Source organism: Moraxella cuniculi (assembly GCF_900637105.1).
GTDB classification, from domain to species: domain Bacteria; phylum Pseudomonadota; class Gammaproteobacteria; order Pseudomonadales; family Moraxellaceae; genus Moraxella; species Moraxella cuniculi.
Map to the genome: position 1 here is coordinate 781,370 of NZ_LR134343.1, position 24,744 is coordinate 806,113.

At 45.5% G+C, this 24,744-nt stretch carries 24 protein-coding genes and 1 tRNA gene; 20 read left to right on the plus strand and 5 right to left on the minus strand.

From position 1 onward, the window contains the following. The first annotated feature begins 44 nt into the window (after positions 1-44). From EL162_RS03670 to EL162_RS03680, 3 genes are all read left to right on the plus strand, one after another. Positions 45-1,208 (plus strand): LysM peptidoglycan-binding domain-containing protein, encoded by a 1,164-nt coding sequence (locus EL162_RS03670; RefSeq protein WP_126330178.1) that lies wholly within the window; start codon positions 45-47, stop codon positions 1,206-1,208. A 78-nt stretch (positions 1,209-1,286) separates the two neighbouring features. Then, on the plus strand, positions 1,287-1,802 hold the full coding sequence (locus tag EL162_RS03675) for a DUF2726 domain-containing protein (RefSeq protein ID WP_076554822.1): 516 nt from the start codon (positions 1,287-1,289) through the stop codon (positions 1,800-1,802). A gap of 37 nt (positions 1,803-1,839) precedes the next feature. Further along, the gene (locus EL162_RS03680; protein WP_126330180.1) at positions 1,840-2,637 is read left to right on the plus strand and encodes a crotonase/enoyl-CoA hydratase family protein; all 798 of its coding nucleotides are present in this window, start codon (positions 1,840-1,842) and stop codon (positions 2,635-2,637) included. 123 nt (positions 2,638-2,760) lie between these two features. On the opposite strand, the gene EL162_RS03685 is transcribed toward EL162_RS03680, so the two are convergent. The 3 genes from EL162_RS03685 to ribA all read right to left on the minus strand — a co-directional run bounded on the left by EL162_RS03685 (position 2,761) and on the right by ribA (position 5,087). After that, positions 2,761-3,234: a c-type cytochrome gene (locus EL162_RS03685; RefSeq protein ID WP_126330182.1), complete on the minus strand. Its 474-nt coding sequence runs from the start codon at positions 3,232-3,234 to the stop codon at positions 2,761-2,763. Positions 3,235-3,438: 204 nt separating this feature from the next. Then, positions 3,439-4,389, minus strand: a complete 951-nt coding sequence (gene hemF / locus EL162_RS03690) for an oxygen-dependent coproporphyrinogen oxidase (protein ID WP_126330184.1) — start codon at positions 4,387-4,389, stop codon at positions 3,439-3,441. An 83-nt stretch (positions 4,390-4,472) separates the two neighbouring features. Continuing rightward, complete coding sequence (gene ribA, locus EL162_RS03695) at positions 4,473-5,087, minus strand: GTP cyclohydrolase II (protein WP_076554819.1); 615 nt, start codon at positions 5,085-5,087, stop codon at positions 4,473-4,475. A 268-nt stretch (positions 5,088-5,355) separates the two neighbouring features. Between ribA and EL162_RS03700 the strand changes: the two genes are divergently transcribed. From EL162_RS03700 to EL162_RS09945, 3 genes are all read left to right on the plus strand, one after another. After that, a complete protein-coding gene (locus tag EL162_RS03700; RefSeq protein ID WP_126330186.1) occupies positions 5,356-7,473 on the plus strand; it encodes a 1-deoxy-D-xylulose-5-phosphate synthase in 2,118 nt (705 codons plus the stop codon). Between the two features lie 142 nt (positions 7,474-7,615). Then, on the plus strand, positions 7,616-8,446 hold the full coding sequence (locus EL162_RS03705) for an inositol monophosphatase family protein (RefSeq protein ID WP_076554817.1): 831 nt from the start codon (positions 7,616-7,618) through the stop codon (positions 8,444-8,446). Positions 8,447-8,735: 289 nt separating this feature from the next. Continuing rightward, the gene (locus EL162_RS09945; RefSeq protein ID WP_170161410.1) at positions 8,736-8,876 is read left to right on the plus strand and encodes a hypothetical protein; all 141 of its coding nucleotides are present in this window, start codon (positions 8,736-8,738) and stop codon (positions 8,874-8,876) included. Between the two features lie 102 nt (positions 8,877-8,978). On the opposite strand, the gene EL162_RS03710 is transcribed toward EL162_RS09945, so the two are convergent. Beyond that, positions 8,979-9,055 (minus strand) — tRNA-Ile (locus EL162_RS03710). A 442-nt stretch (positions 9,056-9,497) separates the two neighbouring features. Between EL162_RS03710 and lepA the strand changes: the two genes are divergently transcribed. The 11 genes from lepA to EL162_RS03765 all read left to right on the plus strand — a co-directional run bounded on the left by lepA (position 9,498) and on the right by EL162_RS03765 (position 21,747). Next, complete coding sequence (lepA, locus tag EL162_RS03715; protein WP_076554816.1) at positions 9,498-11,294, plus strand: translation elongation factor 4; 1,797 nt, start codon at positions 9,498-9,500, stop codon at positions 11,292-11,294. Between the two features lie 155 nt (positions 11,295-11,449). After that, on the plus strand, positions 11,450-12,544 hold the full coding sequence (gene lepB, locus EL162_RS03720) for a signal peptidase I (RefSeq protein WP_126330188.1): 1,095 nt from the start codon (positions 11,450-11,452) through the stop codon (positions 12,542-12,544). Positions 12,545-12,554: 10 nt separating this feature from the next. Then, positions 12,555-13,310 (plus strand): ribonuclease III, encoded by a 756-nt coding sequence (gene rnc / locus EL162_RS03725; protein WP_227543432.1) that lies wholly within the window; start codon positions 12,555-12,557, stop codon positions 13,308-13,310. A gap of 25 nt (positions 13,311-13,335) precedes the next feature. Next, positions 13,336-14,340 carry a GTPase Era gene (era, locus tag EL162_RS03730; RefSeq protein WP_227543433.1) on the plus strand — a complete coding sequence of 335 codons (1,005 nt, stop codon included), beginning with the start codon at positions 13,336-13,338 and terminating at the stop codon, positions 14,338-14,340. Between the two features lie 169 nt (positions 14,341-14,509). Then, a complete protein-coding gene (gene recO / locus EL162_RS03735; RefSeq protein ID WP_126330192.1) occupies positions 14,510-15,298 on the plus strand; it encodes a DNA repair protein RecO in 789 nt (262 codons plus the stop codon). A 16-nt stretch (positions 15,299-15,314) separates the two neighbouring features. Further along, positions 15,315-16,049: a pyridoxine 5'-phosphate synthase gene (locus EL162_RS03740; RefSeq protein ID WP_126330194.1), complete on the plus strand. Its 735-nt coding sequence runs from the start codon at positions 15,315-15,317 to the stop codon at positions 16,047-16,049. Positions 16,050-16,301: 252 nt separating this feature from the next. Then, the gene (locus tag EL162_RS03745; RefSeq protein WP_126330196.1) at positions 16,302-17,513 is read left to right on the plus strand and encodes an OmpA family protein; all 1,212 of its coding nucleotides are present in this window, start codon (positions 16,302-16,304) and stop codon (positions 17,511-17,513) included. A 146-nt stretch (positions 17,514-17,659) separates the two neighbouring features. After that, on the plus strand, positions 17,660-19,504 hold the full coding sequence (typA, locus tag EL162_RS03750) for a translational GTPase TypA (protein WP_076554811.1): 1,845 nt from the start codon (positions 17,660-17,662) through the stop codon (positions 19,502-19,504). A 198-nt stretch (positions 19,505-19,702) separates the two neighbouring features. Then, the gene (gene mscL, locus EL162_RS03755; RefSeq protein WP_076554810.1) at positions 19,703-20,137 is read left to right on the plus strand and encodes a large conductance mechanosensitive channel protein MscL; all 435 of its coding nucleotides are present in this window, start codon (positions 19,703-19,705) and stop codon (positions 20,135-20,137) included. Positions 20,138-20,266: 129 nt separating this feature from the next. Further along, on the plus strand, positions 20,267-20,722 hold the full coding sequence (locus tag EL162_RS03760) for a YcgN family cysteine cluster protein (protein ID WP_126330198.1): 456 nt from the start codon (positions 20,267-20,269) through the stop codon (positions 20,720-20,722). Between the two features lie 149 nt (positions 20,723-20,871). After that, a complete protein-coding gene (locus EL162_RS03765; protein ID WP_076554808.1) occupies positions 20,872-21,747 on the plus strand; it encodes a transporter associated domain-containing protein in 876 nt (291 codons plus the stop codon). Positions 21,748-21,788: 41 nt separating this feature from the next. Here the strand turns inward: EL162_RS03765 and ygfZ are convergent, their stop codons facing one another. Then, positions 21,789-22,496, minus strand: a complete 708-nt coding sequence (ygfZ, locus tag EL162_RS03770; protein WP_126330199.1) for a CAF17-like 4Fe-4S cluster assembly/insertion protein YgfZ — start codon at positions 22,494-22,496, stop codon at positions 21,789-21,791. A gap of 194 nt (positions 22,497-22,690) precedes the next feature. Here ygfZ and EL162_RS03775 point away from each other — a divergent pair, with 194 nt between their 5' ends. From EL162_RS03775 to EL162_RS03785, 3 genes are all read left to right on the plus strand, one after another. Next, positions 22,691-23,029, plus strand: coding sequence for a zinc ribbon domain-containing protein YjdM (locus tag EL162_RS03775; protein WP_076554806.1), 339 nt, complete (start codon positions 22,691-22,693; stop codon positions 23,027-23,029). A 78-nt stretch (positions 23,030-23,107) separates the two neighbouring features. Further along, entirely contained in the window at positions 23,108-24,409 is a 1,302-nt protein-coding gene (hemL, locus tag EL162_RS03780) for a glutamate-1-semialdehyde 2,1-aminomutase (protein ID WP_126330201.1), read from the plus strand. Between the two features lie 93 nt (positions 24,410-24,502). Next, positions 24,503-24,700 (plus strand): YqaE/Pmp3 family membrane protein, encoded by a 198-nt coding sequence (locus EL162_RS03785; protein WP_076554804.1) that lies wholly within the window; start codon positions 24,503-24,505, stop codon positions 24,698-24,700. The last annotated feature ends 44 nt before the right edge of the window (positions 24,701-24,744 follow it).

The following is a 24,744-nucleotide window of genomic DNA, read 5'->3' on the forward strand; positions in this document are numbered from 1 at the left end:
TGGCAAAATTATCTTAACTTTCACAAATTTTTGGTGGTAGATTTATGGTATCAAGGCAGGTAATGTTGGGCATGGCACTGATTGTCGGTGGCGGATTGGCTGTGTTTGCATTGACAAAAAATGACAGCACCAGCACGGATACGCAAACCACCAGCAATGCTCCAGCCCAAAGTAAGGTCGCCAAGCCTATAGTGCAGCCTTTGACCGCTGATGTGGCAACTGAAGAGAAGCTACTTAGCCAAAAGCAGCGTGCCAGAGAGGCTCATACACTCCAGATGCAGCAACAGGCAGCAGCTCTGCTTGAAGAGCAAAACAATGCACGCAAAAAAGCCCTAGATAAGGCAAATGCAGAACTTTCTGGGCGTAATCCTACCACCAATCAGCAACTGTCTGCTGATTCGGCAGCAAAAAGTGAGCTGATTGCAGCACCGACAATACAAACCAGACCAGAGGCAATCGAGGCGGCACGCAAAGCCGAAGAGGCAAAAAAAGCTGCCAAAGCTGCCAAGCAAGCAGCAGAAACTGCCAAAAAATCTGAGCAACAAGCCCAAACCGCCAAAACCAAAGACAAACAGCAGGATAAGACAGTCAAGTCCGAAAAAACCGAACAGGCACAAAAAAAGCCTGATAACAAACCTGCCAATATTAAAGTGGTGGGCAATTATGAGGTAAAAGCAGGTGAGACTTGGCAGGGTATTGCCAACCGTCATGGTGTGTCGGTGTCGGCATTGGTGCAGGCAAACGGCATGACGGCAAACGATATTTTGCGTGCAGGCAGTAGCATAAAAATCCCTGCTGCTACCAAAAATCAGCAAAAATCCCAAGATAACAAGCGTAGCGAACAGACCAAGCCAGCCGCTCAAACACAGCAGAAAAAAGCAGAAAAGCCCACCGAGAAAACTGCTGAAAAAAATACAGACAACAAGGCACAATCTGAACAAAAGCAGAGCGAAAATAAACAAAATCCAAAATTATCAGGACGCTATACAGTGCAAGTTGCCATCTCGCCTGATAAACAAAAGATTGATGAGGTTGTCAAACAATACCGTGATGCTGGCTATCGTGTAACAACGAGTAATACCAGCCGTGGTCTGCGTGTGTTGGTCGGCAACGAAAAAACCGAAGAGGGTGCCAAAGCATTACGCAACAAACTTGCCAATGATTCACGCGTCAATTCATCAGGAGCATTTGTCCATCAGGTGCAATAGCAACCGAGCATTGCTGGCGGTTTTGGTTTGTGATTAACAAATCAGCCGCATTGGGCGAGTAAAATTTAAAGCAAAATCATGGCAAGCATGAATGATTATTTGTTGATTGCAGCGATTGTTGTCGTTGTGCTGTTTGTTATTTTTCGACCAAAACAAAAGCAGGTCAAAGGCGATGATTTGCCCGTTTGGCCTTTTGTGCCGATGGCATTGATGACTGACAGCGAGGTGTTGTTTTTCAAAAAATTACGCAGTGCCTTGCCAGAGTATGAGATTTTTGGGCAGGTGCAATTGTCTCGCATGATTGAGCCAAGCGATGAGGTGGCAAGCGAGCGGCAGTTTTGGTTCAATCGTGTGTGTCGTCAAAGCGTTGATTTTGTACTGGTTGCACAAGATTTGCAGCGAGTATTGGTTGCCATTGAACTTGACGATTGGACGCACGAAAGCAAAGCAAGACAAAAACAAGATGCCAAAAAAGACAAGGCATTGGCAAGTGCTGGCATTCCCATCATTCGCTTTCATGCCGAAAAAATGCCCAGCACGCAGATGATTCGCCAAGATGTGCTGGCGGTAATTCGCCAGTATGGCTTGGGCTAGTGGATATTCATTGATGATGGTTGCAACAAGGAGGTTGATGATGAAACGCTATCAAACCATTACCCTGCAAGTGCAAGATGGCATTGCAACTTTGTGCCTAAATCGCCCTGATAAGAAAAATGCCATTAATTTTTTGATGATTGACGAGCTGCTTGATGTGGCAAAACAACTGCAAAAAAGTCGGGATATTTTTGCAGTCAAGATCATGGGGGCAAAAGGGGATTTTAGTGCTGGGCTGGATTTGGGTGAGCTAAACAATCCAAAAAATACCTTAAGTGCAATATATCAGCTGATAAAGCCCAGCATGAGTAAATTCCAGCGTGTGTGCTTGATCTGGCAGCAACTGCCAATGCCTGTAATTGCTGTGGTTCAAGGCGTATGCCTTGGTGGCGGTTTGCAATTGGCATTGGGTGCAGATATTCGCATTGTTGATCACAAAGCCAAGATTGCCCTGCTTGAGGCGAAGTGGGGATTGGTGGCGGATATGGGCATTACCCATACAGCTTATGGCGTGCGTAGCGATGTGCTAAAACAGCTGGCGATGACCGCCGAGATGTTATCATCGGTCAAGGCTTGTGAGCTTGGGTTGATGACACATGTGAGTGATATGCCAGAGCTGATGGCTGATGATTTGATTGCCAAAATCAGCTCTCGTTCGCCTGATGCGGTACTGGCTGCCAAACGCGTGGTCAATGCTGCTCATTGCATCAACCATGCAGCACTGTATCAAGAAAAATATTGGCAGCTAAAATTACTAATAGGAAAAAATCGCCGCTTGGCAATCGCCAAGGCATATCAGGACGGCATAACTTTTGTTAAGCGACAATTTCGATAATTTAATATATTAGCAAGAATAAAGATATAATTAAAAATAACTGTTTATCCTTTTGGGCAGCAAACCATAAAATCACCCAATATAAAAAGTCGCCATGGCGATAGCTATGACGACTGTTGCTGATTAGTTTTTGTATTCTTTGTGGCATGAGCCGCAGCTACTTGCCATTTGTTTGTACAATTGCTCAACATCGGCAGCTGATGTGGCGTTGGCAGCAGCGGCAGATAGAGCGGCAGCGGCAGCGGTAAATTCATCAGCTTTTGCTTTAAATCCAGCGGCATCCGTCCAGACCGTATCTTTGGCATCGCCGCCTTTGCTCACTTCACCTTCAAAATATGGCCACATGGTATCGGCGGTTTTGGCGATAAAATCGGCTCTTTCTTTAAAGGCAGCGGCATCAAAGCTGGCTGGATTTTCAATCATTGTCTTCATGCTTTCGTTGGCTTGTCGCCAATCACGCATTAATTTGGCACGATCATCAAGCTGTGAATTTGTGGCATTGGCAGTTTTTTCGGCATTGCTACTACAAGCTGTCAAACCAAGGCTGCCAGCGAATAAAGTCGCCAGTACTAAGGCGGATAGAGTGTATTTTGACATAATGGCTTCCTGTTAGGTGGCTAATTTGGCACGGCAATTGGACGGAGGGCTATGCCAGTGGCAACATTACGCCGCCAAATTGCAATGGTGCCATTTTATTTTAGCAAAAAATCATCGCAAAATACTGATATTTTGTTAACTGTTCATAAAATTTTACAATTTTGGTAACGATTTGCAACAAAATGCCAGCTGGGCAAAAGATGATTATAATGCCAGCCAATCTTTTGGCTTGAGATAAAAATCGGTCAGTTCAAATTCTGGCGTGCCAGTTGCTGGCGTATAGCAATATTCCCACGCTGCCAGCGGCGGCATGGAGACCAGAATTGATTCGGTGCGACCGTTTGACTGGAGCCCAAACAGCGTGCCACGATCATAGACCAGATTATACTCAACATAGCGACCTCGCCGATACAGCTGAAATTGTCGTTGTTGCTCGTTGTAGCTTTTGTGTTTATTCTGCTCAAAAATCGGCACGATGCCATCAAGATAGCCTTGACCTACCGCCTGCATAAAAGCAAAACATTTGGCAAAATCCCAGCCTGTGTTGTCGGTATTGACATCATCATAAAACAGACCGCCCACGCCACGACACTCACCACGGTGCGGCAGATAAAAATAATCATCGCACCATGCTTTGTATTGCTGATAGACATCATCGCCAAACGGCTGGCAAAGCTCGTGGGCGACTTGGTGCCAGTGTTTAACATCTGATAGATTCGGGTAAAATGGCGTAAGATCAAAACCACCGCCAAACCACCAAATCGCCTCACTGCCATCATTGGGTGTGGCAACAAACAGACGAACATTGGCATGGCTGGTAGGCACATGGGGGTTTTTGGGGTGAACAACCAGCGATACGCCCAATGCTTGTGCTGTCGAACCTGCCAGTTTTGGGTGGCGTAATGTAGCAGAGGCTGGCAGTTGCGAGATATGAATGTGGCTGAACATTACCCCTGCTTTTTCGATAACCTGACCGCCTGACAGAACTGCCGAACGACCGCCACCGCCTTCATCTCGTTGCCAGACATCAATGACAAACTTGCTATCGCTTGAGCCATCAACACCTCCCAAGCGTTCTTGTTGCTCCAGTGCGTCGATGATGGTTTGTTGTAAGCCAAGTAAGAACTGTTTGACTGCTTGAATGTTGTTTTGCATGATTGCCACCGATGAGCGGTTAAGGGTTGTGGATTAAAAAGTGGATTAATTATATGATATTTTTCATTAATTATTAAAAATATCTACTTAATATTGCTTTGGTTTAAATCCGCACTGTCAATAAAATGAGCCATTTTTTTGCCTTTAATGCCCAGATAAGATTCGTTGTGCGGATTTACCCCAACAATCAGCGGCACTCGTTCGACAATTTGTATGCCTAAGTCTTGTAAGCCTTGCACTTTATTTGGGTTGTTGGTCAGCAGTTTGGCTTTGTTGATGCCAACGGATTTTAGCATGATTTCGCACATTTCATAGCTGCGAGCGTCCGCAGGTAGCCCCAGCATGAGATTTGCCTCAAGCGTATCATGACCTTGGTCTTGTAGGGCGTAGGCACGGATTTTATTCACCAGTCCGATGCCACGACCTTCTTGGCGTAAATATAAGATAGCACCGCAGCCATGTGCAATGATTTGTTGCATGGCATGATTTAGCTGGGGGCCGCAGTCGCATTTTAACGAACCAAAGGCATCGCCTGTTAGGCATTCTGAATGAATGCGAATCAGTGGTAAGATGTCTTGGTCGGTTGGTAGACCTGTTGTTAGCATGATATGCTCTTGCCCTGATTCACTCTCAAAGGCATGAATGTCAAACTCACCATGAATGGTCGGTAATTTGGCTTTGGTGATGAATTGATACAAAGTTTACCCCTTATTTTGTGTGGCAAATGCAATGATTTTTTATGCTTTGTTGCAATTTGTCAAAAAAATCACGAAATGGCGGTTTTTTCTAGCAAAAACACAGGCTATCTTGTAAAATAGCTTACATATTGCCACAGCACATACTTGCTGCTACACGCACTGGCGGTTAAAAGTGCTATTATGCCATATTTTTATTTGATGATGAACTGCCAATTGATAGCAATGCTGAAGTTGTTGCATTTAGCCATAAATTCGGAAAAAATTAACCATGTCGGATTCAGCCACCATTCATCTTAGTCGCCAAGCCAAAGTTTTTGATCAGATTTTGGCAACCCGTCCCGATACGCCGATTTTGGATACCATTGACAGCCCTGCTGTCCTAAAGACGCTAAGCGTTGATGAGCTGGTGCAACTTGCCGATGAGCTGCGAGCTTATTTGCTGTATTCAACAGGTGTCAGCGGTGGGCATTTTGGGGCAAATCTTGGCGTGGTTGAGCTGACCATTGCACTGCATACTGTGCTGAATACACCACAAGATTTGCTGGTGTGGGATGTGGGTCATCAGGCCTATGCCCACAAGGTTTTGACAGGTCGCCGCGAACGCCTGCCTAGCATTCGTGCCAAAGATGGCTTGACGGCATTTCCTGAGCGGCATGAGAGCGAATATGACACTTTTGGCGTGGGGCATTCATCAACTTCGATTTCGGCTGCCTTGGGCATGAGCTTGGCGGCACGATTATTGGGCGAAGAGCGGAAAGTGGCAGCGGTCATTGGTGATGGTGCCATGACAGGCGGTATGGCGTTTGAGGCGATGAATGATGCTGTACAACAAAATGCCGATTTGTTGGTGGTGCTAAATGATAATGATATGTCCATTTCTGCAGCGATTGGCGGTTTTTCTCGCCATCTTGCCAAGCTGTGGCAGCGAGGCTTGGCGATGGATATTGATAAAAATGGCAATATCTTGATGGTCAAGCGAGATATTTCGGCAGATGATCGCCGCATTCGGCATTATCTACAGATGGCAAATGGTGCGTTTGAAAATGTCTCGAATCGTCTGCCAAGCAAAATTGGCGAAAAAATCAGCGAGCTGTTGCATGGCGTGCCATTATCACCACTGCCTGACAAAATTGCCGAAAAAATCGGTGATAAGCTGTTTGCGGATAATTTGTTCAAGGCGATCGGCTTTACTTATCTTGGGCCATTTGATGGGCATGATTTGCCAAAACTTATCAGCGTGCTAGAGCGAGCCAAGCAGTTACAAGGGGCGGTGCTGGTGCATGTGCATACAGTCAAGGGCAAGGGGTTTTTGCCAGCAGAGGCAGATCCGATCGGCTATCACGCCATTGGCAAATTGCCAAAAACCACCGACAAGCAACCAGCCACCGATTCCCCAGCTAGACCTGCCGCCAAAAAATACTCGCAAATTTTTGGCGAATGGCTATTGCACACTGCCAAGCATGACAAGGCGTTGGTTGCCATCACCCCTGCGATGGCAGAAGGTTCTGGCATGGTTGAGTATGCAGCTTGCTATCCTGAGCGGTTTTTTGATGTGGCGATTGCCGAGCAGCACGCTGTAACGCTGGCGGCAGGCATGGCAACTTCTGAGAAAATCAAGCCTGTGGTAGCGATTTATTCAACATTTCTACAGCGTGGCTATGACCAGCTGATTCACGATGTGGCATTACAAAATCTTGATGTAACTTTTGCCATTGATAGAGCTGGGTTGGTTGGTGAGGACGGAGCGACACACGCAGGGGTTTTTGATTTGGCATATTTGCGTTGTGTGCCGAATATCATCATTGCCACGCCAAGCGATGAACATGAATGCCATCAGCTGCTTAATAGTTGCTATCGCCATCGAGGGGTGGCGGCGGTACGCTATCCACGAGGGGAGGGGGCTGGTCGCTCGGTTGGGATTGATGATGAGCATTATCCGATAGGCAAGGCAAATATTGTCTGGCAATCGTTTGATGAGTCTGATAATGTGGCTAATAATCAGCCAAAACTTGCCGTGTTGGTATTTGGTACGCGACTTGCTGATACACTAAAGGCTGCCAAAAGACTGTACCAGACGCAGCACATTGCTTGTGTTGTGGTTGACATGCGATGGGTAAAACCACTGGATAAGGCATTAATCAGCGATTTGTTGGCACAGGGCGTTACGCATATTGCTACCATTGAAGAGCATCAGATTGCAGGTGGTGCAGGCAGTGCGGTGAATGAATTTATCATCACAACTGCTTTGACGCAGCAGCCCAAGATCATTAATTTGGGCATTGCTGATGAATTTATCCATCATGCAAGCCATGCCGAGCAGCTGGCGTATTGCGGTCTTGACGAGGCGGGTATTTATCATGCTCTAAGCCAGTTCGTTGGTCGGTAGACTGTCCTTGCTTATCGCAAATTAAGCATTGATTGGGCAAAGGATTGGTTTTTTGTGGCTTTTGGCGTATAATAAAATTTTTGCATGATGAGTGCAAATAAACTGTTTTAAATCTTTTAACAAATTAACAAGTAGGTACTCTATGGAACCGATGGTTGTGATGGCGGCAAATGCGGCCAAAAAAGTAGGTCATGAAATTTTGCGGGCACATCTAAATCGCCACCGCCTAGATTTGGCAGTTGAATCAAAGGGCTTGGACGGCTTGGTTACGCAAATTGACCGTTATGCCGAGCAGCTTACCATTGCCACTTTGCAAGAAAGCTATCCGAACCATTCATATCTGGGCGAAGAGTTTGGACTACAAGAGGGCAAGGGTGCCGATGCCGAGTGGTGCTGGGTAATTGATCCGCTGGATGGCACACAAAATTTCGTCCATGGCGTGCCGCATTTTTGTGTATCTATCGCTGTCCAAAAAAACGGTATTACCGAGCATGGCGTGGTCTATGACCCTGTGCGAGATGAACTGTTCTCTGCCAGTCGTGGTCGAGGTGCAGTCATGAATCAACGCCGTCTGCAAGTCAGCGATCGCAAGACAATCGCAGGTGGACTGTTTACCACGGGTCATCCGTATGAGCGTATGGTGGGCAACGAGCGTGTTAGCTTTGCCAAACAGCACTTTGCCAGCCTGCAGGCGATTTGTGAAAATGGCGGTCAGGTGCGTCGTTTTGGCTCGGCGGCTTTGGATTTGTGCTATGTGGCGGCAGGGCGTTTTGATGGTTATTTTGAGATGAGCATCAAGCCGTGGGATATTGCTGCAGGCGAGCTGATTGTAAGCGAAGCACGAGGCGTGGTGGTCGATCATCAAGGTGCGTCAAACGCCATGCAGACAGGTTCGGTGTTTGCGTGCAATGTTAAACTGTTAAAACCATTAATGCAGCTGGTTGTGCCCAGATGGGAAAATGCACTGGGCTGATAAAAAATCCCGTACGATTAAGTGCGGGATTTTTTTTGCGGTTTGTACGCTGATGAATGCAGCGGAAGGGTGTTGATGATACCAAATCAGAGATGATGACCGTTTTTTGGCAAAGTATGACAAGATGTGTCAAAGATGAAACAAGTGTTTACACTTTAGTGGGCAAAATCGCCAATAAAGCATTGTTTACATTTGTACGCATGGGTTATACTACACACATCACAACAAGATAAATATAGACATATATTCAGCAAATCGCCAATATGTCATAGTTTTTAGAGGTGTCGCCATGAATCAGCCAACTCGCCAAATGACCGAAATGAACATTGTATCAAAAGGCAAAGAACAACCAATCACCGCCGAGATGATTGCTGCGGTATTAAAAAAACTTGCCAAGGGCAATCCACAAGTTTTGCCAATGACTGCCTAAGCAGGATTTGATGAATTTTTGACAAAGCCGCCTAGATTGGGCGGTTTTTTGTTGCTTGTTTTTTAAATAAAAAAGACCTGCAATAAGCAAGTCTAATGAAGATGGTAGGCCCAGCAGGACTTGAACCTGCGACCAAAGGATTATGAGTCCTCTGCTCTAACCAACTGAGCTATAGGCCCTGATTTGATGGTGTTTATCATAATAAACATGATTGTATCAACAGCTCAAGTATTGTACTTGGCGTTGTGCAATCATCATGTTGATGGGCGTAATTATACACAATGCCAATGCAAAAGAAAAGGGCAAAAGCCATAATTTCTTATTTTGTTGTCATTTGTGTCAGTATCCAAGCGTTGTTTGTAAGAACAGGGCTGATTGGTGCTTATTGATTTGGCAATATGCAGGCAGGTTGTGTTTTGATGGCAAGCCTAGGCTATTTATCAGTCAATAGATTTGTCTTTGGCAATGAAAAATGGGCAGTTTATTGGGCGGGGGATTTGTGGTAACTTTATCAAAAATACGCTATAATGACAGATTGCCGATAGATTTGTTATCAGCCTAATGGCACAAATCCAGTCGGTATGTGTACATTTACCAACCAGCCGATACTAGATCAAATTTATGAACATCACCAATATTAGAAATTTCTCCATCATTGCCCATATTGACCACGGCAAAAGTACGCTTGCTGATAGATTTATTCAGGTTTGTGGCGGTCTGTCCGATCGAGAAATGCAGGCACAGGTACTCGATAGCATGGATATCGAGCGTGAGCGTGGTATCACTATCAAGGCACAGTCGGTAACTTTGTATTACAATCACCCAAATGGAGAGCGGTATCAGCTGAATTTTATTGACACGCCGGGTCATGTGGACTTTAGCTACGAAGTTTCTCGTTCGTTGGCAGCGTGCGAAGGGGCGTTGCTTGTGGTGGATGCGGCCCAAGGCGTGGAGGCACAATCGGTTGCAAACTGCTATACTGCAGTCGAGCAGGGGCTTGAGGTATTGCCTGTTTTGAATAAAATTGACTTGCCACAAGTTGAGCCTGAGCGGGTGATTGAGGAGATTGAGGACATTATCGGCATTGAAGCGACAGACGCACCGCGAGTTTCGGCAAAAACAGGCGTGGGCATTGAGGAGCTGTTGCAAACTTTGGTGGATACCATTCCTGCACCTACAGGTGATCGTGAAGCACCGCTACAGGCATTGATTATTGATTCTTGGTTTGATAACTATCTGGGCGTGGTATCTTTGGTGCGTGTGCGAGAAGGTCAGGTTGCCAAAGGCGATAAAATTTTTATCAAATCAACAGGCGAAAGCCACATTGTTAGCTCTATTGGTGTATTTACCCCAAAATCGCTAGAAACCGATGTGCTGCGTGCAGGCGAGGTGGGCTTTGTGATTGCAGGGATTAAGGACATTCAGGGAGCACCTGTGGGCGATACCATCACCCTTGCCAAAACGCCTGATGTGGAGAGTATTGCAGGATTTCAAAAGGTAACGCCGCAAGTTTATGCAGGTATGTTTCCCATTGATTCAAGCGATTTTGAGAAATTCCGTGAGGCTTTACAAAAATTACAAATCAACGATGCGGCATTGTTTTTTGAGCCAGATACTTCAGAAGCATTGGGCTTTGGTTTTCGCTGTGGCTTTTTGGGCATGTTGCACATGGAGATTATCCAAGAGCGACTTGAGCGTGAGTATGACCTTGATTTGATTACCACTGCCCCATCGGTGATTTATGAGATTGTCAAAAAAAATGGCGAAATCGTCTATGTGGACAACCCTTCTAAGCTGCCAGATACAGGTGTGATTGCTGAGTTTCGTGAGCCGATTGCCCGCTGTCATATTTTGGTGCCGCAAGAATATCTGGGCAATGTCATCACGCTTGCCATCGAACGGCGTGGCGTGCAGGTGGATATGAAGTTTATGGCTCGTCAAGTGCAGGTGGTGTTTGACATTCCGATGGGTGAGGTGGTGATGGACTTTTTTGACAAATTAAAGTCAGCCAGCCGTGGATTTGCCTCACTTGATTATGGTTTTGAGCGTTATTCTGCTGATAAATTGGCACGCGTTGATGTGTTGATTAACGGCGAAAAAGTTGATGCACTTGCCATGATTTGCCATCAAGAACACGCACGCCGTCGTGGCAATCAGCTTGTTGAAAAAATGAAAGAGCTGATTCCTCGCCAGATGTTTGATGTGGCGATTCAGGCGGCGATTGGCAGTCAGATTATCGCTCGTAGCACAGTCAAGGCAATGCGAAAAGATGTGCTTGCCAAATGCTATGGCGGTGATGTCAGCCGTAAGAAAAAGCTGCTTGAAAAACAAAAAGCAGGCAAAAAGCGTATGAAGCAGGTCGGCTCGGTAGAAATCCCTCAAGAGGCTTTCTTGGCGGTACTAAAAGTCGATAGCTGATGATTGATAATAGTTAAGTTTTTATACATATTTTATACCTATTGATTGATTGGTGATACACGCAGTTGGTATAATGCATTTGGGGCGAGATTAATAGCACAATCGCTGCCAGAGTTTGCGTTTGACCGTGCTATCACAATACTAGGAGAAGTTGGGTGGAATTTGACATTAATTTGATTATTGTGCCAGTAACTTTGGTATTTTCGCTGATTTGGCTGGTGGATAAATTCATACTCAAACAACACCATGCTGTTAAGTTTTACTCAAAAGAGCTAAAGCTTGCCGAAGTGCAATTACAACAAGCCAAAGATAGGCTTGATGCCAGCTTGTCTCACCATCAAATCGCCAGCCACGCCGATGCTTATGTACCAAGTGCTGACAGCCCTACCGAAATTCAAACTGCTTATCAGGATTTTCAGCAACAACGCATTAAACTTGCCTCGCTAAAGGGCAATCCGCCAAGCGAAGCTGCATGGGTGCGTTGGGCGTATGAATTTTTGCCTGTGTTGGCGGTGATTGTGATTGTGCGTTCATTTATCATTGAGCCATTTAATATCCCTTCGTCATCAATGGTGCCGACTTTGTACACGGGGGATTTTATTGCGGTAAATAAGTCAGCTTATGGCTTAAGATTGCCATTGACGCATACCAAAATCTTGGATACGGGCAGTCCCGAGCGTGGCGATGTCGCGGTATTTCGTTATCCTCTCAATGACAAAGTATATTTTATCAAGCGAGTGATTGGCTTGCCAGGTGATACGGTGAGCTTCAATGATGGCGTGCTAAGCATCAATGGTGAGGCTGTATCAACGATGGCAGCCAATTATCAAATGCCACAATCGTTGGTTGATAAGATGTTGCCAGCTGTCATTAACAATCAGCCAATTGATGGTGAGCAGCGTGCGACTTTGGGTCGTCAAGAGGAGCTGGCAGCACGCTATCAGCGTGAGAATTTGGGCAAGCACAGTTATTTGGTGCGTTATGTGGCTGATGAAAATACCGCCAGCCAAGCCCCATTTTTGCTCGCCAATTCACCAGCACTTACCGAAACTGGTGGTCGCTCATGGTCAATCACTGTGCCAGAGGGTCAGTACTTTGTGATGGGTGATAATCGCGATCGCAGTGATGATGGCCGTTTTTGGGGCTTTGTGCCTGAAGAGAACTTGTCAGGCAAGGCAACTTATATTTGGATGCACAAAGAACCAGGGTTAAAACTGCCAAGTTTTGCTCGCAACGGTGCAATTGACTAAAAGGCATTGTGTGAATACCAATTCTAGTAAAATCAGTCAGCAGCCTTATTTTGCCCAATTTGAACAAGGGGTGGCTGTCTTGTGTGCCAAATTGGGCTATCAATTCAATGATGTGTCCTTGCTGCGGCAGGCATTAACACACCGCTCCTATGACCCAAAAAACAGCTATGAGCGACTTGAGTTTTTGGGTGATGCACTGCTTGGACTTATCATTGCACGAGCGTTATTTTTACATTATCCAAATCATGACGAAGGTCAATTGACTCGTATGCGTGCCACTTTGGTGCGACAAGAGACACTGGTGCGTATCGCTGACAAACTTGAGCTTTCGCGGCATTTGATTTTGGGCGTGGGTGAGCGAAAGGGCGGTGGTCGCCATCGCGCATCAATTTTGGCAGATGCGGTCGAGGCGTTGATTGCTGCTGTGTATTTGGACAATATTCACAATGATGACTGTCAATTGGTTGGCGAGATGGTGACTGCATGGTATGCTGATTTGATTGACGAAGTTGGCCAAGAGCAGGTCTTAAAAGATGCCAAATCACGCCTACAAGAGCTGCTACAGGGCAATCGCTTGCCATTGCCGACTTATGAGCTATTACAAACGCATGGCAATGCCCCTAATCAGATTTTTGAGGTCAGATGCAGTGTTGCCACCGCCAATGTAGCACCTGTCGTTGAAACAGGTGCCAGTCGCCGCATTGCCGAACAAAAATGTGCTGAATTAATGATTAATCAGCTCAATAAACTTGCCCTAAAACTGTAACACAACCGCTTTTTCAAGGAATTGTATGATTGATATGACTGCCGACAGCACAGATACAACCGATAATGATGATGTTATCTCGGCGTTTTTTGACAAAAAGCCAGCCACCAATGCGGTGTTTAAGGCGGGCTTTGTGGCGATTGTTGGTCGTCCAAATGTTGGCAAATCAACCTTGATGAATCATTTATTGGGGCAAAAACTTTCTATCACCAGCCGCAAACCCCAAACCACTCGCCATCGCATTCACGGGATTTTAACTGATGAAAATATGCAGATCGTTTTTGTTGATACACCCGGCATTCACGCCAATGAAGTGCGTGCAATCAATGAACGCATGAACAAGGCGGCAATCTCTGCTCTGTCCGATGTTGATGTGGTGCTGTTTGTGGTAAATGGCTTGCAGTGGCGTGAAGATGATTTGCTGACTTTGGAGAAGTTGTCAGCGACCAATCTGCCTGTCATTTTGGTGATTAACAAAACTGACACCATCAAAGACAAGTCCGAATTATTACCAGTGATTGATAGTTTCAATGACAGTTTTGATTTTGCTGATATTGTTCCTGTGTCAGCGTTGCGTCGTCATAACCTTGATAGATTACAGACGGTTATTGCCGAATATCTGCCAGCAAGAGAGGCGATTTTTGATGCTGAGCAAATCACAGACCGTTCCGAGCGTTTTTTGGCATCGGAGATTATTCGTGAAAAAATCATGCGACAATCAGGCGATGAAGTGCCGTATGATTTGACCGTGCAGATTGATACCTTTAAAGACGAGCCTGCCCACCAAGACCCAGAAACAGGCAAATGGCGGCGTGCGGTTACTTTTATTGATGCGACAATTTTTGTTGAACGAGCAGGGCAAAAGAGCATTGTCATCGGTGATAAAGGCAGTCGCATTAAGCAGATTGGCATTGATGCACGCAAGGATATGGAGCTGTTGTTTGATCGCAAAATCATGCTGACCTTGTGGGTAAAAGTCAAGCGTGGCTGGTCGGATGATGAGCGAGCATTAAACAGCTTGGGTTATTAATGCAAGCAGGGCGGCTTAGATTACCAGTCATCAATTTACTGCTTGCAATAATTTGTGATAATTGCTGCACTTTTAGCAAAAGAATAAAGCTAGATAATGTCAGTGGTGGCTTAGCGTGTACACATTATGTGCCATGTCAGTTTATTTGAGCAACTCCAAGCCTTAGACAATGAAACAATCTTTGCTTAATGGTTATATTCTGCACGCCAAGGCTTACCAAGAAAAGCGAGCGATTTATCGGTTTTTTTCTTATGAGCATGGGGTGGTGCATGGCGTGGGCGTACGAGCCATGCCGCTGTTTGTGCCAATCTGTCTGATGGCAACTGGCACACGCACGCTCAAAAGTTTTGGGCAATTGACGCTGGGTTTTGCTGCCTCTTTTGATGCAATAACGGCTCCAAGTTTTACCAAGATACCCAAAGGTCGCGTGCAGTATGCACTGCTTTATCTTAATGAAGTGCTGTATAAGTTATTGGCGATAGAAAATCCCTGCCCAGCGTTATGGCAGGCATACCACAATACCGCTGTCAAATTATACGCCCTAGATGCCATGCAGCTGTCTGTCGCCGAAGAATTGCAAGCAATGCGGGTATATTTGCGTGGTTTTGAGCGAGCGTTATTTGCTGAGCTTGGCGTGGCGATTGATTTTATTAATGATTATTTGGCAGAGCCGATCTGTGCTGAGCAGTGGTATCGATTCGTCCCTCAGATGGGCTTTGTGCCTGACAAGGTATCGGTGCTTGAGGGCGTTCGCCAAAATGCCAAAATCAGCCGTGCAAGATTTGCTGGCAAAGAAATTATACAAATGGCAGACAGCTTGTCTGACGAGACTTCGGTGGCGTATTTGGATCAATTCAGCCAAATTCAAAAGCAGTTGGTGGACTTTTTGTTGGACTATCAACCACTGCACAGCCGAACCTTGTGGCAACAAAGCATACGCTATTTGGCTGAAAAATAAGCAAGTGGAGAATTTTATGAACATACCATTATTAGGCGTGAATATTGACCATGTTGCCACTTTGCGAAATGCACGAGGTGTGGATTATCCTTGCCCTGTGGAAGCAGCATTGATTTGTGAGCAAGCAGGGGCAGCGGGCATTACTTTGCATTTGCGTGAGGATCGTCGCCATATTCGAGATGATGATGTTTATCAAATGGCAGACAAGCTCACCACACGCATGAACCTTGAGATGGCGGTTACTGATGAAATGTTGGCAATAGCCTTAAAAGTGCGTCCTGCTTGGGTTTGTCTTGTACCAGAAAAACGCCAAGAGCTAACCACTGAAGGCGGGCTTGATGTGGTCAATTTGCCCGATTTGCCAGCTTTTGTTGCCAAGTTGCAACAAGCAGGCATACAAGTGTCGTTGTTTATTGACCCTGATCTGCCACAGATTGATGCAGCGATGGCACTGGGAGCGGACGCTATCGAATTGCACACAGGCAGCTATGCACACGCAACTTTGGCAAATGATACTGCCAAGACAGCTTTTGAACTTTGGCGTATTGAACAGGCGGTGGCATACGTACGCAGTAGCAGCAACCTGCTTATTAATGCAGGGCATGGGCTGACTCGTGATAATGTGGCTGCTATCGCACAGATTGAGGGAATTCATGAGCTAAATATTGGCCATGCCTTGATTGCTGACGCTGTTTTTATGGGTCTGGAGAAGGCAGTGCAGGCGATGAAAGCGGCATTTTCGGCAACTTAAGCGTTCAGCAACCAAAAAATTGTAAACAAATATGATTTTTGTGTAATGGTTATGTAGTTTTTCACAAAAAGTAGTTGCCATTGCTAAGTTTTGCAGTTAAGCTACACCCATAAATCAATCAGCCAGTAGGGTTTATCACCAATCATGCTGATAATCATAAAAAAATTGTAACAGATTATTGTCAGAAACTGGCTGGCTATGCTACAATACGCATGGTAATCTTTAAAAACCAACCACTCCTTGGAGGAATTTATGAAATTTAATAAAATCGCTCTTGCAGTGATTGCTGCTGTTGCAGCACCAGTTGCTGCTCAAGCAGGTGTTACCGTTAGCCCACTATTGCTAGGCTATCATTACACTGACGAAGCAGCAGACGCACAGCGTAAAACTTTTGACGGTGATGAAAAAGTAGGCTATGCACTAGACAACGATTTGTGGACTGGTGCAGCTCTTGGTCTAGAGCTTACTCCATCAACTCAGTTCCAAGTTGAATACGGCGTATCAAACACTGATGCAAACTATTCTGTTAATGGCAATGAAGTGCCAGCTTGGGCAGCAGATGCTAAGCAACAAACCATCAGCGGTAACTTCTTGATCGGCACAGAGCAGTTCACTGGCTACAACCCAGCAACTAAGTTCAAGCCTTATGTATTGGTTGGTGCTGGCCAATCAAAAATCAAAATCGAAGACAAAGTAAATGGCCAAGAGCTTAAAGAGTCAAAAGACACCATCGGTAACATCGGTCTAGGTGCTCGTTACTTGGTAAATGATGCATTGGCACTTCGTGGTGAAGTTCGTGGTATTCACAACTTTGACAACGACTGGTGGGAAGGTCTTGCTTTGGCAGGTCTAGAGGTAACTCTAGGTGGTCGCTTGGCACCTGTGGTACCAGTAGCTCCAGTACAAGAGCCAGTAGCTCCTGTTAAGCCAGCAGCTGTTGTTGTTGAAGATCGTATCGTTGATACTGACCGTGATGGTGTGCCAGATCATCTAGACGCTTGCCCAGGTACCGAAGCTAATACTGTTGTTGATGCTCGCGGCTGCCCAGTACAAGTAAACTTGGTAGAAGAATTGCGTCAAGAATTGCGTGTATTCTTTGATTATGACAAGTCAGCAATCAAGCCACAATATCGTGAAGAAGTTGCAAAAGTTGCTGCACAAATGCGTGAATTCCCGAACGCAACTGCTGTAATCGAAGGCCACGCATCTCGTGAATCTGCTCGCTCAAATGCACGCTACAACCAGCGTCTATCTGAAGCTCGTGCGAACGCTGTGAAGTCTATGCTAACTAACGAATTTGGCGTTGCTCCAACTCGCCTAAATGCTGTTGGTTATGGCTTTGACCGCCCAATCGCTCCAAACGACACTGCTGAAGGTCGTGCAATGAACCGTCGCGTAGAAGCGGTTATCACTGGTACTAAGACTACCACTGTGAACCAAACCAAAGACATGGTAGTACAATAATACTTAGCTTTGGTTAGTTCAAAAGCCACTCCACTGGGGTGGCTTTTTTGTGCATAAACTTAAGCAGGCTGACTTTAATAATAGCTGGCAATGTGGTATAATGGGCGGTTTTTTATTTTTCTATCTTTATGAATTAATGAGTATTTATGGCAAATGACATCAAGCACTTGCGTAATATCGCAATTATTGCTCACGTTGACCACGGCAAAACCACTTTGGTGGATAAATTATTACAACAATCGGGTGCATTGGGCGACCGTTCGGGCGAAATCGAACGAGTGATGGATTCAAACGCATTAGAAAGTGAGCGAGGCATCACCATTTTGGCAAAAAACACAGCCATTAAATGGACGGACAAACGCAGTAATACCGAATACCGCATTAACATTGTCGATACACCGGGCCATGCTGACTTTGGTGGTGAAGTTGAGCGTGTGATGTCAATGGTTGATTGTGTCTTGTTGTTGGTTGATAGCCAAGAAGGCCCAATGCCACAAACTCGCTTTGTAACCCAAAAGGCATTCGCACGAGGGCTAAAACCCATTGTGGTGATTAACAAAATTGACAAGCCAGCAGCCCGTGCTGACTGGGTGATTGATCAGGTATTTGATTTGTTTGATAGCCTAGATGCAACCGATGAGCAGCTGGATTTTCCGATTGTTTACGCATCAGGAATTAACGGCATTGCAGGGCTAGAGCCTGACGCTTTGGCAGATGACATGACCCCGTTATTTGAGACGATTGTTGATATCGTTGAGCCACCCAAGGTTGATGTTGATGGGCCATTCCAAATGCAAATCTCAAGCCTGGATTATAACAGCTTTGTTGGTGTTATTGGAGTTGGACGCATTCAGCGAGGCTCGGTAAAAACCAACACGCCTGTTACCGTGATTGACAAAGATGGCAACAAGCGTAATGGCAGAATTCTAAAAATCATGGGCTATCATGGCTTGGAGCGGATTGATGTTGATTCGGCACAAGCAGGCGATATCGTGTGCATTACTGGAATTGACGCACTGAATATTTCAGATACCATCTGCGACCCTGCCCATGTTGAGGCGTTGCCAGCCTTGTCGGTTGATGAGCCAACGGTATCGATGACTTTTCAGGTCAATGATTCGCCATTTGCAGGTAAAGAAGGCAAGTTTGTTACCTCACGCAACATTCGTGAACGCCTTGATCGTGAGCTGATTCATAATGTGGCATTGCGTGTCGAAGATACCGACAGCCCAGAGAAATTCAAAGTCTCTGGTCGTGGTGAGCTGCATTTGTCAGTGTTGATTGAGAATATGCGTCGAGAAGGCTTTGAGCTGGGCGTGTCTCGCCCTCAGGTCATCATGAAAGAGATTGACGGCGTGATGTGCGAGCCTTATGAAAATGTTACCTTTGATGTTGAAGAGCAGCACCAAGGGGCAGTAATGCAAGAGATGGGCAACCGCAAGGGTGATTTGACCAATATGGAGGTTGATGGCAAGGGTCGTATCCGCATCGAAGCAACCGTTCCTTCTCGTGGGCTGATTGGTTTTCGTTCAGCATTTTTAACGATGACTTCAGGCACAGGCATCATGACCTCAAGTTTTAGCCATTATGGTGCCGCCAAAGAAGGCACAGTTGCCAAGCGACAAAATGGCGTGCTGGTATCCATGGTAACAGGTACTTGCCTTGCCTATGCTTTGTTTAGTTTGCAGGAGCGTGGCCGCTTGTTTGCCAAGCCACAGCTTGAGGTTTATGAGGGCATGATTATCGGGATTAATTCTCGTTCTGATGACATGGTGGTCAATCCAACCAAAGCCAAACAGCTGACCAATATCCGTGCCAGTGGCTCTGATGATGCCATTATCCTGACACCTGCGTTGGAATACACGCTTGAGCAGGCACTGGAATTTATTGAAGATGACGAGTTGGTTGAGGTAACGCCAAAGTCAATCCGTATTCGCAAGCGTTATCTGACCGAGAATGAACGCAAGCGTTTTGGTCGTAAAAAAGACTAAGACAATCTGATGGCAAGTGGGTAGCGTTAATTGATTAAGATTAATTAACAATAGTTTACACACTTGCTATCAAATGCTACAGTTGATTGACAAAGCTGTGCTAAAATTACGCAAAATTTATGGCGTGCTGGTCTGGACGCCATACCCAGTCTGACAAGGATTGGGTCTTTTTATTATCAAACAAATCGAGTGATTATCATGAGCATGATTCAAGAGTTTAAAGAGTTTGCCCTAAAAGGCAATGTAATGGATTTGGCAGTCGGTGTCATTATTGGTGCGGCATTTGGCAAAATCACAACTTCTTTGGTTGAAGATGTAATTATGCCAATCGTATCGTTTATCATGGGCGGCGAGCTTGACTTTAAAAATATGTACATTTTGTTGGGCGATGCACCAGCAGGCGTACCAGCCACTTATGACGCACTAAAAGAAGCAGGTGCACCAATGCTTGCCTATGGTAGTTTTATCACTGTGGTGATTAATTTTATCATTTTGGCGTTTATTATCTTTATGATGGTAAAAGGCATGAATCATCTACGCCGCAAATCAGAAGAGCCAGCAGCACCCGAAGAGCCATCAGAAGAAGTGCTACTGTTGCGTGAAATCAGTGCCAAACTGGGCGAACGCAAATAACCCAAACCCTTGATGCTGCGGTATCAGGGGTTTTTGATTGTGGGCATTGATGGTCGGTTTGTGCCAAGATTTGTGTAGGATTATCATGAACAATGGTGTTGGCAAAATGCCTAAAATGAGCTTAGCAATATGACAATGCGTCCAAAATTTTGGGAAAAATACCCACTGCATGAGCTTTTTGATGACGAATGGGAAGCGTTGTGCGATGGTTGTGGCGTGTGTTGTTTGGTAAAATTTTTGGACGATGAGCAAGTGCGGTTTACCGAATATACAGATGTTGCTTGCCAGTTGCTTGATTGTCAGACAGGGCAGTGCAGTAATTATCCAAACCGCCAAAGTGTCGTACCAGACTGTATCCGCTTGACGGCAGATATGTTGCCACAGATGCTGTGGTTGCCCCGCCATTGTGCCTATAAGCGCTTGTATTTGGGACAAAAATTGCCCAGTTGGCATAGATTGCTGCATGGTACAACGCAGCATCAAGCACAGTTTGCCAAATACTCTGTCGCTGGTCGCTGTGTCAGCGAGTTGGAATTTGATGAAGCCGCGATTGAAGAAAGGGTGGTGCGATGGGTGAAAATTTAGCCAAACAAATCACCGTGAGGCAATGCCAAGAAAAGCAATAATTTTGACCCAGATGAATAAAATCTCTTGAATAATTACCATCAATGCGTTACATTGTACAAAATCGGCAATGTGCCTTATTGATAATGCGAGGTTAAATTACACTTGTTATGTCTGATGACGGTTCGAGCAGTTGGTCAATGCGTGGGTTAAAAAGGTGGCTATCAACAGCACCAGAGACCCGAGATGATTTGTTAAAATTGGTGCAGGATTCGCGTCAATTTTTGGAGCCTGACACGGTGGATATGTTGGAGGGGGTGCTTGATTTGCCTGCCACCCAAGTGCGTGAGATTATGACACCACGCCCTCAAGTACACGCTGTGGCAAGCGATGATGATTTGGCTGATATTTTGTCGGTGGTGCTAAAGACTGAGCATTCTCGTTATCCTGTGTTTGACAGTTTGGACGATAATGCCGTCGTGGGGATTTTGCTTGTCAAGGACTTAATTCCATTGCTAAAATCAAAAGCCGATGGCGAAGATACACCCTTAAAACTTGCAGACATTGTCCGCAAGCCACTGTATATTAGCGAAACGGCTCGCTCTGATACATTGCTTCGCTCACTGCAAAAAGCCCAAGTGCATATGGCGATCGTGGTTGATGAATTTGGCTCGGTCTCTGGCGTGGTTACGATGGAGGATTTGCTTGAAGAAATCGTTGGCGATATTGTCGATGAGCATGACGATATTGATGAAGATAGCGACATTAACAATATCATACCACACCCTGACAAGGCGGGCGTTTGGTTGGTGCAAGCCTCAACTTTGATTAGTGATTGCAACGAAATCTTGGGCAGTCATTTTGATGATGCTGATGTTGATACGATGGGTGGCTTGGTCATGCAAGCATTGGGCTCTGTTGGGCGACTTGAGGGCGAAGTGGTGCAAATTGACGACTGGCAAATCACGGTGGTTGATGTTGAGGGCAGGTTTATTCACCTGCTAGAGCTGGTCTTAATGCCACAAAGCGAAACGCATGATGACTGACACTTAAAAAACAGGTTCTGCATGAACCTGTTTTATTTTAATTATTCCCGTCCAACATCAGTCTGTAGTGCTTCGGGCAGTGGCAAAAGTTCCAGCGAGCTTGCCAAAATATCCTCTGGCCGTGCCACAACCAATGCCTCGTAGCCCATCTGGGCTGCTATCGCATTGACGATGGTGATTTTGTCCAATTTATCACCCGCTTGTGGCACTGCTCCCTTGCCTGCCACACGGTGCAAGTAGGCCTTTGGCTTGGATTTAAAGTACAAGCGTGCAACCACTTCTTGCCCCAGATAGCAGCCTTTGTCATACGCCACACCACCTCGTTGGTGCAGTCGCAATTCTTGAGGCTGAAAAATCTCGCTGGTGGCTTGGCTTAGCCAATAGTTGCCCTGAGCAATGCTTAGCTTTCGCCAGTCATTTTGTTGTTGATGGTCAATAGCGGCAAAACTTGGCATATCCTGCCAAATACAAGGATAAATAGGCGTAGGTTGCGATAGCTCAATCTTAGAAAATGCACCGTATTTTTTGATATGATTGGCAAATTGCGTTGCCAAATCGGCACTGATTACGATACCAAAGCCAGCATCAAGTTTTTGTAGCCATAGACCAAATTGCACTCGCCCTGCCAAATTACAAATTGCTGTGGGTGTAAACAAGGGGCTGAGTTTTTGGACATCGGCGGTAACTTGGTCTTGCAAAAATTTTTCGCCATCGTTGCCTGTCAGGCTAAAATAACAAAAATCACTCATCGGTTTCTCTTGGAATTTGCTTAATTTTGTCAGATGGAGCGTCTGCCATCGTGTTTTGATAGGTCATTATAGGGGAATTTTATCAAAAAGTGTTAAAATTTTGTACGAAAAGCCAAAGCGTGCAACAATTTTTGGTCAAAATCGGTTACAATAGGCGACAAATTTCCCCAAGTTAATACAGTAGCAGGTGTGTTATGAGTTTGCCAATTTGCCCCAAGTGCAGCGAAGATTATACTTATGTTGATGGTGCATTATTTATTTGCCCCATGTGCAGCCATGAGTGGCAAGACGGCGAGGTTTCTGATGAGTTGCCTGTGATTAAAGATGCTGTTGGCAATGTACTTGCTGATGGCGATGCGGTAACTGTTATTAAGGATTTAAAAGTCAAAGGGTCAAGCACGCCAATCAAGGTTGGCACAAAGGTTAAATCAATTCGCTTGATTTATGATGCACCAGATGACCATGATATTGATTGCAAAATTGACGGTTTTGGGGCAATGAAACTCAAATCCAGCGTTGTCAAAAAAGCCTAAATTCTCATGCAACACGGCGACAAATCCATCTTGTGTGGTTGGTCGTCAAAGATTACAATTAGTTAAAAAGAGCAAAACATGAGCCAATCTGTGCATACCAATACAATCAATGAGCAGCTATTTGCACAAGCCAAACGCCATATCGCAGGGGGTGTTAATTCGCCTGTGCGTGCCTTTGCAGGGGTGGGCGGTGTGCCTGTCTTTGTTGCTCGTGCCAAAGGTGCGTATATCTACGATACCCAAGACAAGCCCTATATTGATTATGTTGGCTCATGGGGGCCGATGATTTTGGGTCATGCTCATGATGCGGTTATTGATGCGGTGAAGGCTGCCGCAGAGGACGGTCTGTCATTTGGTGCACCAACGCCGTCCGAAACCACGATGGCAGATTTGATTGCTCAAATTATCCCAAGCATTGAGCTGATACGCATGGTGTCATCAGGCACAGAGGCAACCATGTCGGCAATTCGCTTGGCAAGAGGTTATACAGGGCGTGATAAGATTGTCAAGTTTGAGGGCTGTTATCACGGGCATTCCGATAGCCTGCTTGTCAAGGCAGGTTCAGGCATGCTGGACATTGGCGAGCCAACTTCAAAAGGCGTGCCAGCGGATTTTGCCAAACATACTTTGACCTTGCCATATAATGATATTGAGGCATTGCAGGCGTGTTTTGAGCGTTTTGGCGACTCGCTGGCTTGTGTGATTTTAGAGCCGATTGCTGGCAATATGAACATGATTATCCCAAGCAAGCAATTTCACGAAACGCTGCGAGAGCTTTGCACCAAGCATGGCGTGGTGCTGATTTTTGATGAGGTGATGACAGGATTTCGTGTTGGGCTCGGTGGGGCACAGGCGTATTTTGGCATTACGCCTGATTTGACGACATTTGGTAAGATTATCGGTGCAGGACTGCCTGTTGGGGCGTTTGGCGGCAAGCGAGAGATTATGGAGCATATCGCACCAACGGGTGGTGTGTATCAGGCAGGAACTTTGTCTGGTAATCCGCTGGCAATGCGTGCTGGCAAGGCGATGTTTGATGAGTTGCTTGTTGATGGTTTTTATGATGAATTAAGCAAAAAAACTCAATATTTATTAGAAGGGCTAACAAAAGCTGCAGCCAAACAAGGCGTGGCATTGCAGACTTGTTCGGTAGGCGGTATGTTTGGGCTATTCTTTGCCGAGTCATTGCCACAGAACTTCAATGAAGTGGCAGCAAATTGCGATACCAAAAAATTCGCCAAATTTTTCCACGCCATGCTTGATGAAGGCGTATATTTGGCACCATCGGCATTTGAGGCGGCATTTATGTCATCGGCACATAGCTATGAGGATTTGGATCGCACCATCGCTGCTGCCATGCGAGCCTTTGCCAAATTATAAGCCTGTACAGTCGGCGACTTGATTTTGTTACAAAGACCCTTATAACTGATAAAGGGTCTGTTATTAAAATTAAATTGAACACAGAGATTATTTATGCGTTTATTGTTGGCATTTTTGTTGCCTTGGTTGCAGTTTTTTACCATTGGTCGTCCAATTTCGGGTGTGATTTGTTTGATTTTACAGATGACATTGGTTGGCTGGTTGCCAGCAACCATTTGGTCGGTGTATGCGTTAAGTCAATATAAAACTGACCAAAAACTCAAGAAGTTACAAAAAATGCACCAGCAATAAGCGGTATTTTGCTAGTTTTATCATGGATAATTTCCATTTTACGG